Below are 658 nucleotides of genomic sequence, written 5' to 3' on the forward strand. Positions count from 1 at the left end.
TTGTATGGATAATAAGCTCTCCAATCGGGTAAGGTGAGACCCAGACTTTAGCTGCAACTAAAGTTCTTCTATCTGGTAGTTCGATTAAACGTTGGCTCCTCAATTGAGAGACCGGTAACAAGTACGAACGCCTGATAGAACTCCAAGCACTACACTCGAATAGTCTTCTGGGTCTCGAGCCCGCATTTGCAAGCAAGAGTTAGCTTATTATGAATACAAACACACTTCAAAACATTAATGTCGGCGTTGATACGGGTAAGTCACAATTAGATATTTATATCCGCCCACTCGATATTTACTTCACCGTCCCGAACACTGAAAAAGGCATCAACGATGCCATCAAAACCATTAAGAAACATAAACCTCAACGCGTTGTCATCGAAGCAACAGGTCGATTAGAAATGCCCTTCATACTCGCCTGTGATAATGCCAAATTACCTTATGTTGTTGCCAACCCGCTGCGCATTAAAAAGTTCGCTGGCGCCATTGGACAACGCGCTAAAAACGACCGCTTAGATGCCGCACTCATCGCATATTATGCCGAACGAGTTCAGCCAGAACTGACCAAACTAAAAAGCCAAAACATTCGCCTTATGAGCGACTTAGTTACACGACGTAACCAACTACTCACCATGCAGACCATGGAAAGAAACCGACT

1 protein-coding gene is annotated in these 658 nt (G+C 44.1%); it reads left to right on the plus strand.

What is annotated here, in order from left to right; translation table 11 throughout:
• Positions 1 to 209 precede the first annotated feature (209 nt).
• On the plus strand, positions 210 to 658 hold a 449-nt coding region (locus tag Q8W40_RS28040; protein WP_305402112.1), incomplete at its 3' end, for an IS110 family transposase.

The organism is Vibrio penaeicida, from assembly GCF_030689305.1.
GTDB classification, from domain to species: Bacteria; Pseudomonadota; Gammaproteobacteria; order Enterobacterales; family Vibrionaceae; genus Vibrio; species Vibrio penaeicida_B.